Below are 8845 nucleotides of genomic sequence, written 5' to 3' on the forward strand. Positions count from 1 at the left end.
ATCGGGCATTTTTGTGAGTGTTCACTCGGGGCCTCCCGGAGCTTGGTTTGGTTCGCACCTCCAATTTCCCGGAAAAGCCCCGAGTGAACAACCTACAGAGAGATCACAGCTAGCCTGCTAGCGATAGCGATTTCAAAATTCAGTCCCTGGAAGCAAGCTGCCGCGATCTGGCGCTCTCAACCTTGAAAAAACGCAAAAGCCTGAGACTACGGCCAACAATCAAACCATTGATGAGACCAGCCCCCAGCGCCGACCATGCCGTCATCGGCCATTCGTCAGCCGCTTGCGGATAAATGGCTGCCTGATAACCAAGGTAGTAACGCCATGCGAAGAAGCCCCAATACACCATCAGTACCTTGACCGTGCCACCCAACACCAGATTTCCGCCCACGAGTTTCACATTCGTGTACGAGTAAAAGCGCAGTGCAAAGAACCATCCTGCCAATACGCCTGGCACATAGACCAAAAGTGGAATGACTGGCCCCTGGGAAAGATTCAGCGAGGCCAATGATAGGGTCACGAATATCGCCGGAGTGATCTGCAGCGACCTTTTCGACTCATGACTTTCGAAACAGGCACGTACCCCGTAATAGGTCAGGATCAGAAAAACTGCGTAAACCCACAATGGCGTACTACGTAGAATTTCGAGCATATGCCTCCTTGGCACAGCACATGTTTGAACAAGCTGATCAAACTACTGGTGGCGGATTGCGGTAACAAGGCAGCCGTATCCGAAAAAGCTATAGGCAGGAGACTACGACGGCGTAGTACGCGTCTGAGGATTTGAGAGGAAAGAGAGGGATGTGGCGGATCGCGGGGAAAAGTATTGAGTTTTCAAGGACGCCATCGCGGGCAAGCCCGCTCCCACAGGGTTGGGAGTGTCCACAAATCTTGTGAGCACTATCAAGAATTGTGGGAGCGGCGGTGCGACGATTCGACTTGCCCGCGATGGCGATCTCGGATCAATCGCAAAAATCAGTTCTTGTGAAGCTTGCTCATCAACTCTGCCTCAGCCTGGGTCAAGCCGCAGGACTGGGTCAGTTCGTCGACGCTGGCGCCCATTCCCACCAGTCGCGCCGCCTGGGCGAACGACAGGCTGGTGGGGTCGCGTTGTTCCAGCTGGACCAGTTTGTCCGGCAACGGCGCAACGATCGAGCGCAGTTCGTGCAGGTCCTGGCCCATGCGCACGTTGCCGTTCTGGTAGTCGTCGACGCGCTTGGCCAGGTCCTTGATGCGCTGATCGCGCAGCGCATCACCCTGGGCCTGTTGAGCGGCGATCAGTTTCTGGCCGCGAATGTAAGCCAGGAACATCGCCAGCGTGCCTGCCCAAAACAGGAACAGGACAATGACCGCAACCTCGAGAATCAATCAGATACTCTCCAGTTCCGACCATTCTTCTTCGCTCATCATCTTGTCCAGTTCGACCAGGATCAGCAGTTCGTTGTTCTTGTTGCATACGCCTTGGATGAACTTGGCGGATTCTTCGTTACCGACGTTCGGCGCGGTTTCGATTTCCGACTGACGCAGGTAAACCACTTCGGCGACGCTGTCGACCATGATCCCGACCACCTGCTTGTCGGCTTCAATGATGACGATACGGGTGTTGTCGCTGATCTCGCCGGGCATCAGGCCGAAGCGCTGACGGGTGTCGATCACGGTGACCACGTTACCGCGCAGGTTGATGATGCCCAGCACGTAGCTCGGAGCACCCGGTACCGGGGCGATTTCGGTGTAGCGCAGGACTTCCTGAACGCGCATCACGTTGATGCCGTAGGTTTCGTTGTCCAACTTGAAGGTTACCCATTGCAGGATCGGATCTTCGGAACCCTTTGCCGCCATCGCCTTATCATTCATACCCTGACCCCTCAAGTAACCGCTCTGGCGGTTTGTTCTGTTATGTAGGTTTGTGGGTCGGCTTTTGGCCGCCCATGTGCTTTGCTCCGCCGCTGGCGATCAACTCGGCCAGCGCAGAAACGTCGAGCAACGCACACATGTGTTCAATCACCGTGCCCGCCAGCCATGGCCGTTGACCACGGTGACTTCGCCACTTGATTTCGTTCGGGTCCAGGCGCAATGAGCGACTGACCTGATGTACCGCCAGCCCCCACTCATAGCCCTGAACCGAAATGACGTATTGCAGGCCCTGCTTGAAATCGTCGCGATAGCGGTCGGGCATGACCCAACGTGCGGTATCCAACACTTTCAGATTGCCCGCCTGACTCGGCAGGATGCCGAGGAACCACTCCGGCTGACCGAACAACGGTGTCAACTCGTGACCGGCCAGGGGGTAGATCGACCCCAGGCACACCAACGGCACCGCAAGCGTCAACCCGGCAACATCGAACAACAGGCATTCGAACGGTTCGGCGGCCCAGCTCGGACGACCATCGGTTTCCAGCGGCGGAGGCGTGTTGCTCGGTGGCAGATGGACTTCAACCACCGGCGACACCAGGATTTGCTCAACCTCGATGATCGCGGGTTCCAGCGCCGGGGATGCCTCGAAGTCGGCAGGCTCCTGAGTGGGCTGAACGTCGACAGGTGGCGGCACCAACGCACGCAGCAGTGGTGCGATCGTGGAAACCGGGGCCATGAACGGTGGCGCCGCTTCAACCACAGCAACGGGAGCTTTCAACACTGGAGCTTTCGGTGCCGGTACAGCCGTAACTTCCGCTGCGCGGGCATCGCGAACCTGCTCTTCAAGCACCGCTGCCTGGAACTCGTCCAGCACGGCTTCAGCCGGGAGTTTTTCGGGCGCTGACTCGATGGGCGCCAGCAGTTCCTCGGGCAATTCCTGCAGCAAACTGTCCAGATACGACTGCAACGCCAGTTGCGGCCGGGAGGTGGTCTTCAGCGGCCGGTTCATTGGCATGTCCCTTCTGTAGGAGCTGCCGAAGGCTGCGATCTTTTGATCTTCTGGGAGAAGCTACGAAGCAAGGTCAAAAGATCGCAGCCTGCGGCAGCTCCTACACGGATAGTGTTCATCTCACGCCACCTGCGGAACAAGTTGTGCCGCCAACAACTGCTTGAGCAGCGCGCGATAAGCGAGGACGCCACGGCTCTTGCCGTCGAATTGCGAAGGCGTCAGGCCGGCGCGGCTGGCGTCGCGCAAGCGCGTATCCACCGGGATATAGCCTTGCCAGATTTCTTCCGGATACATGTCACGCAGCACGCGCAGCGTCCCAAGGGAGGCTTGTGTACGTCGGTCGAACAAGGTCGGAACGATGGTGAACGGCAACGATTGCTTACGTGAGCGGTTGATCATCGCCAACGTATTGACCATGCGCTCCAGGCCTTTGACTGCCAGGTGCTCGGTCTGCACCGGGATCACCAGTTGCTGGCTCGCCGCCAGGGCATTGACCATCAGCACGCCGAGCAACGGCGGGCTGTCGATGATGGCGTAATCGAAGTCCTGCCAAAGTTGCGCCAGGCTCTTGGCGATCACCAGCCCGAGGCCGCTCTGACCCGGCGACTGGCGCTCGAGGGTTGCCAGGGCAGTACTGGAGGGCAGAAGGGAGATACGTTCATCACTGGTCGACAGCAGCAACTGGCCCGGAAGGCCTTGCGGGACGCTGCCCTTGTGCAGGAACAGGTCGTAGTTGCTGTGTTCAAGGCTATCGGGGTCGTAACCAAAGTAGCTGGTCATCGAGCCGTGGGGGTCCAGATCGACCACGACCACGCGCTTGCCCGCCTCGGCCAGTAAACCGGCTAAAGCGATGGAGGAAGTGGTTTTACCGACACCACCCTTTTGATTGGCGACTGCCCAGACTCTCATTCGGATTGTTCCTCCCGGCCAACCATAAGGAATCGGCCGAGAAATAGCTCAACGTGTTAATGCCGGTGACGGAGAATTGACGGCGCTCTCTCGTACCGGCGACTTGACCGCGGTCGGTGCAGTTTGTGTGCCAGCACGCTTCAATGCGGCATCCGGTTGCGCATGGGCGGTTCCGGTGCCGGTCAGGCTGCGGCGAACATCCAGGTTGCGCGATACCACCAGCACGACTCGACGGTTGCGCGCCCGGCCCTCGGCGGTGGCGTTATTGGCCACGGGCTGGAATTCACCGTAACCCACCGACGCCAGGCGACCGGGATTCACCCCTTGCATTGCCAGCATGCGCACGATGCTCGCCGAACGGGCCGACGACAGCTCCCAGTTGGTCGGGTACTGCGCTGTGCGGATCGGTTGATCGTCAGTAAAGCCTTCGACGTGAATCGGGTTGTCGAACGGTTTCAGAATCGCCGCAACCTTGTCGATGATGTTGAACGCGATGTCACTGGGCATGGCATCGCCGCTGCCGAACAACAGGCTGGAGTTGAGTTCGATCTCGACCCACAGCTCGTTGCCCCGCACGGTCATCTGGTTGGAGCTGATCAGATCGCCAAACGCAGCACTGATGTCGTCTGCGATGCTCTTGAGCGGGTCGCTCGCGCCTGCGACACCGGCATCGACCTGGTCGCTGTCCTTGACCAATGGCTTGGCCGGGGTCACGGTTTTCGGTCGCTCGTCGCCGATCGGAATTGGCTTGAGCGCGCGATCGGTATCGGTGAATACGCCAATCAGCGCTTCGGAAATGATCTTGTACTTGCCTTCGTTGATCGAAGAAATCGAGTACATCACAACGAAAAACGCGAATAGCAAGGTGATGAAGTCAGCGTAGGACACCAGCCAGCGCTCGTGATTAACGTGTTCATCATGCTGGCGACGACGGGCCATGAGGTTATTCCCTTAATCCATGAAGCCCTGAAGCTTCAACTCAATGGAGCGAGGGTTTTCACCTTCGGCGATCGACAGGATGCCTTCCAGCAACATTTCGCGATAACGCGACTGGCGCAAAGCGATGGATTTGAGTTTGGCGGCAATCGGCAGCAACACCAGGTTGGCACTGGCCACGCCGTAGATGGTGGCGACGAAGGCTACGGCGATGCCGCTACCCAGTTGCGACGGATCGCCCAGATTACCCATGACGTGAATCAGGCCCATGACGGCACCGATGATGCCGATGGTTGGCGCATACCCACCCATGCTTTCGAAGACTTTGGCGGCTTCGATGTCGCGGCTTTCCTGGGTGTAGAAATCCACTTCCAGGATGCTGCGGATGGCTTCCGGTTCGGCGCCATCCACCAGCAATTGCAAGCCCTTGCGCGAATAACTGTCAGGCTCGGTGTCGGCCACGCTTTCCAGCCCAAGCAAGCCTTCCTTGCGCGCCGTCAGGCTCCAGTTGACGACACGGTCGATGCCACCGGCCAGATCGACCCGTGGCGGAAACAAAATCCACGCCAGAATCTGCATGGCGCGCTTGAAGGCGCTCATCGGCGATTGCAGCAGCGCCGCGCCAACGGTGCCGCCGAGTACGATCAATGCAGCCGGACCGTTGGCCAGTGCACCGAGGTGACCGCCTTCAAGGTAGTTGCCGCCGATGATGGCGACAAACGCCATGATGATGCCGATAAGGCTCAGAACATCCATCAGATACACGCCTCGACGATGTGCCGGCCGATATCGTCCAGGCTGTAGACCGCGTCCGCGAGTTCTGCTTTGACGATGGCCATCGGCATGCCGTAGATCACGCAGCTGGCTTCATCCTGAGCCCAGATCGAACTGCCGCCCTGCTTGAGCAGGCGCGCGCCTTCACGACCGTCTGCCCCCATGCCGGTCAACACGACCGCCAGAACTTTGTCACCGTAGGACTTGGCCGCCGAACCGAAAGTGATGTCCACGCAGGGTTTGTAATTCAGGCGCTCGTCACCCGGCAGGATTTTCACCGCGCCACGGCCGTCGATCATCATTTGCTTGCCACCCGGCGCCAACAGCGCCAGGCCCGGACGCAGGATGTCGCCATCCTCGGCTTCCTTGACCGTGATGCGACAAAGCTTATCCAGGCGCTCGGCGAAGGCCTTGGTGAACGCTGCCGGCATGTGCTGGATCAGCACGATCGGCGCCGGGAAATTCCCGGGCAATTGGGTAAGCACCCGCTGCAGGGCAACCGGACCGCCCGTTGAGGTGCCGATGGCCACCAGCTTGTAGGCTTTGCGTTTCGGCGCGGGCGACGACGGGGCAGCGGCGTGTGCACGCGCGGGAATCGCTGTCGGTACCGGTGCCGGACGAACGGGCGCGCTGCTGCCGAAACTACTGACGCTCGAAGGCGCCGGCGTAGGCGTAGCGGCGACCACAGGCGCCGGAGCGCTGTAGGCACTGACACGACGATTACTGCGCGAGATGCTCAGAATCTTCTCGCACAGCAGTTGCTTGACCTTCTCGGGATTGCGCGAGATGTCTTCGAAATTCTTCGGCAGGAAGTCCACCGCACCGGCGTCCAGCGCGTCGAGGGTCACTCGGGCGCCTTCGTGGGTCAGCGAGGAAAACATCAAGACCGGCGTCGGGCAGCGTTGCATGATGTGCCGCACCGCCGTGATGCCGTCCATCATTGGCATCTCGTAGTCCATGGTGATCACGTCCGGCTTGAGGGCCAGTGCCTGATCAATCGCCTCTTTGCCGTTGGTCGCGGTACCGACGACCTGGATATTCGAATCCGCTGAAAGAATTTCCGAGACGCGGCGGCGGAAAAACCCCGAATCATCCACCACCAGGACTTTGACTGCCATAAACACTCCGTTAGATGCAGCGGGGCCACAGGCGCCCCGCTCCACCAGAATCAAATACGCCGTGCGGCGTAACGCTTGAGCATGCTCGGTACATCGAGAATCAGCGCGATGCGACCGTCACCGGTGATGGTGGCGCCCGACATGCCCGGGGTTCCCTGGAGCATTTTGCCCAATGGCTTGATGACCACTTCTTCCTGGCCCACCAGCTGATCGACGACGAAGCCGATCCGCTGGGTGCCCACCGAAAGGATCACCACATGGCCTTCACGCTGCTCTTCGTGAGCGGCGGAGCTGACCAGCCAGCGCTTGAGGTAGAACAACGGCAGTGCCTTGTCCCGCACGATCACCACTTCCTGGCCATCCACCACGTTGGTGGTCGACAGGTCGAGGTGGAATATTTCGTTGACGTTCACCAGCGGGAACGCGAAGGCCTGGTTGCCGAGCATGACCATCAGCGTCGGCATGATCGCCAGGGTCAACGGCACCTTGATGACGATCTTCGATCCCTGGCCCTTGGCCGAGAAAATGTTGATCGAGCCGTTGAGCTGGGAAATCTTGGTTTTCACCACGTCCATGCCCACGCCACGACCCGACACGTCGGAGATCTCGGTCTTGGTCGAGAAGCCCGGGGCGAAGATCAGGTTGTAGCACTCGGTGTCGCTCAAACGGTCAGCGGCATCCTTGTCCATCACACCGCGTTTTACCGCGATGGAACGCAGGACATTCGGGTCCATGCCTTTGCCGTCATCGGAGATCGACAGCAGGATGTGATCGCCTTCCTGTTCCGCAGCCAGGATCACCTTGCCGCCACGGGCCTTGCCCGACGCTTCGCGTTCTTCCGGCGACTCGATACCGTGGTCGACCGCGTTGCGCACCAAGTGCACCAGCGGGTCGGCCAGCGCTTCGACCAGGTTCTTGTCGAGGTCGGTGTCTTCGCCGACCAACTCAAGGTTGATCTCTTTCTTGAGCTGGCGAGCCAAGTCGCGAACCAGTCGCGGGAAGCGCCCGAAGACTTTCTTGATCGGTTGCATCCGGGTCTTCATGACCGCGGTCTGCAGGTCGGCGGTGACCACGTCGAGGTTCGACACGGCCTTGGACATGGCTTCGTCGCCGCTGTTGAGGCCCAGACGGACCAGGCGGTTACGCACCAGTACCAACTCGCCGACCATGTTCATGATTTCGTCCAGACGCGCGGTGTCGACCCGCACGGTGGTCTCGGCTTCGCTGGCCGGTTTTTCCGCAGGTGGCGCGGCCGGGGCGCGAGCCGGAGCCGGTGCTGCCGCTGCTGCCGGAGCAGGTGCTTCGGCTTTCGGCTCGGGTGCCTTGGCCACCGGTTTCGGTGCCGCAGCCTTGGCAGCAGGTGCCGCGACCGAGGCGCTCGATTCGCTGACCACTTTCGCCGTGCCCACTTCAGTGAACTTGCCCTTGCCGTGCAATTCGTCGAGCAGCGATTCGAATTCGTGATCGGTGATCAGATCGCTTCCAGCCGCCGCAGCGCTTGGCTTGGTAGCAGCTGGCACCGACGCGATGGCCGATTCCAGGGCCTCGACGGCAAAGTTGCCCTTGCCGTGCAACTGGTCCAGCAGGGCTTCGAATTCGTCGTCGGTAATGTCGGAGCTGTCACCTTCGGCTTTAGGAGCCTGCGGTGCGACGGGAGCAGCAGGTACCACCGCATCGACAGCGAACTGACCTTTACCGTGCAATTGATCGAGCAACGACTCGAACTCGGCGTCGGTGATTTCGTCGCTCGCAGCTTCACCGCTGGCGGGAGCCGGAGCAGCCGCTGGCGCCTCGGCCTGCGCCTTGACGGCGTTCAGCGAGTCCAACAGTTGTTCGAATTCATTGTCGGTGATGTCACCTGATTCACTTTCAGCGGCTGGTTCTTCAACCACTTCGGCGACAGGTGCAGGTGCAACCTCGTCAGCCGTTTGCGGCTCGGCCAGACGGGCCAGAGCAGCGAGCAATTCAGGCGTGGCAGCCGTGATCGGGCTGCGATCACGGACTTCGCTGAACATACTGTTCACCGCGTCCAGTGCTTCGAGAACCACATCCATCAGTTCCGAGTCAACGCGACGCTCGCCCTTGCGCAGGATGTCGAACACGTTCTCGGCGATGTGACAGCACTCCACCAGCTCGTTGAGCTGGAGGAAGCCGGCGCCCCCTTTTACAGTGTGAAAACCGCGAAAAATTGCATTGAGCAAGTCCGCATCATCCGGACGGCTTTCCAGCTCGACCAGTTGCTCGG

General features: G+C 59.9%; 9 protein-coding genes. All 9 read right to left on the reverse strand.

All coding sequences use genetic code 11. From position 1 onward, the window contains the following. Window positions 1–139 precede the first annotated feature (139 nt). Complete coding sequence (locus tag ACRESJ_RS20235; RefSeq protein ID WP_431759475.1) at window positions 140–652, reverse strand: hypothetical protein; 513 nt, start codon at window positions 650–652, stop codon at window positions 140–142. 323 nt (window positions 653–975) lie between these two features. After that, entirely contained in the window at window positions 976–1368 is a 393-nt protein-coding gene (locus tag ACRESJ_RS20240) for a DUF2802 domain-containing protein (protein ID WP_431759476.1), read from the reverse strand. Next, window positions 1369–1854, reverse strand: coding sequence for a chemotaxis protein CheW (locus ACRESJ_RS20245; RefSeq protein WP_431759477.1), 486 nt, complete (start codon window positions 1852–1854; stop codon window positions 1369–1371). A gap of 40 nt (window positions 1855–1894) precedes the next feature. Further along, window positions 1895–2863 (reverse strand): chemotaxis protein CheW, encoded by a 969-nt coding sequence (locus tag ACRESJ_RS20250; protein ID WP_431759478.1) that lies wholly within the window; start codon window positions 2861–2863, stop codon window positions 1895–1897. 120 nt (window positions 2864–2983) lie between these two features. Next, complete coding sequence (locus ACRESJ_RS20255) at window positions 2984–3772, reverse strand: ParA family protein (protein WP_431759479.1); 789 nt, start codon at window positions 3770–3772, stop codon at window positions 2984–2986. Window positions 3773–3820: 48 nt separating this feature from the next. Then, window positions 3821–4711, reverse strand: a complete 891-nt coding sequence (motD, locus tag ACRESJ_RS20260) for a flagellar motor protein MotD (RefSeq protein WP_431759480.1) — start codon at window positions 4709–4711, stop codon at window positions 3821–3823. Window positions 4712–4723: 12 nt separating this feature from the next. Continuing rightward, complete coding sequence (locus ACRESJ_RS20265) at window positions 4724–5464, reverse strand: flagellar motor protein (protein ID WP_431759481.1); 741 nt, start codon at window positions 5462–5464, stop codon at window positions 4724–4726. Next, on the reverse strand, window positions 5464–6600 hold the full coding sequence (locus ACRESJ_RS20270; protein WP_431759482.1) for a protein-glutamate methylesterase/protein-glutamine glutaminase: 1137 nt from the start codon (window positions 6598–6600) through the stop codon (window positions 5464–5466). Before ACRESJ_RS20270 ends, ACRESJ_RS20265 begins: the two co-directional genes overlap by 1 nt. A 50-nt stretch (window positions 6601–6650) precedes the next feature. After that, the coding region (locus ACRESJ_RS20275; protein WP_431759483.1) for a chemotaxis protein CheA at window positions 6651–8845 on the reverse strand (2195 nt) is incomplete at its 5' end.

The organism is Pseudomonas sp. (assembly GCF_050739655.1).
Classification (GTDB): Bacteria; Pseudomonadota; Gammaproteobacteria; order Pseudomonadales; family Pseudomonadaceae; genus Aquipseudomonas.

Excerpts from the sequence above, each read along its gene's own strand:
- ACRESJ_RS20235 (WP_431759475.1), bottom strand. The coding sequence starts at position 652 with ATGCTCGAAATTCTACGTAGTACGCCATTGTGGGTTTACGCAGTTTTT.
- ACRESJ_RS20245 (WP_431759477.1), bottom strand. The coding sequence starts at position 1,854 with ATGAATGATAAGGCGATGGCGGCAAAGGGTTCCGAAGATCCGATCCTG.
- ACRESJ_RS20250 (WP_431759478.1), bottom strand. The coding sequence starts at position 2,863 with ATGAACCGGCCGCTGAAGACCACCTCCCGGCCGCAACTGGCGTTGCAG.
- ACRESJ_RS20255 (WP_431759479.1), bottom strand. The coding sequence starts at position 3,772 with ATGAGAGTCTGGGCAGTCGCCAATCAAAAGGGTGGTGTCGGTAAAACC.
- motD (WP_431759480.1), bottom strand. The coding sequence starts at position 4,711 with ATGGCCCGTCGTCGCCAGCATGATGAACACGTTAATCACGAGCGCTGG.
- ACRESJ_RS20265 (WP_431759481.1), bottom strand. The coding sequence starts at position 5,464 with ATGGATGTTCTGAGCCTTATCGGCATCATCATGGCGTTTGTCGCCATC.
- ACRESJ_RS20270 (WP_431759482.1), bottom strand. The coding sequence starts at position 6,600 with ATGGCAGTCAAAGTCCTGGTGGTGGATGATTCGGGGTTTTTCCGCCGC.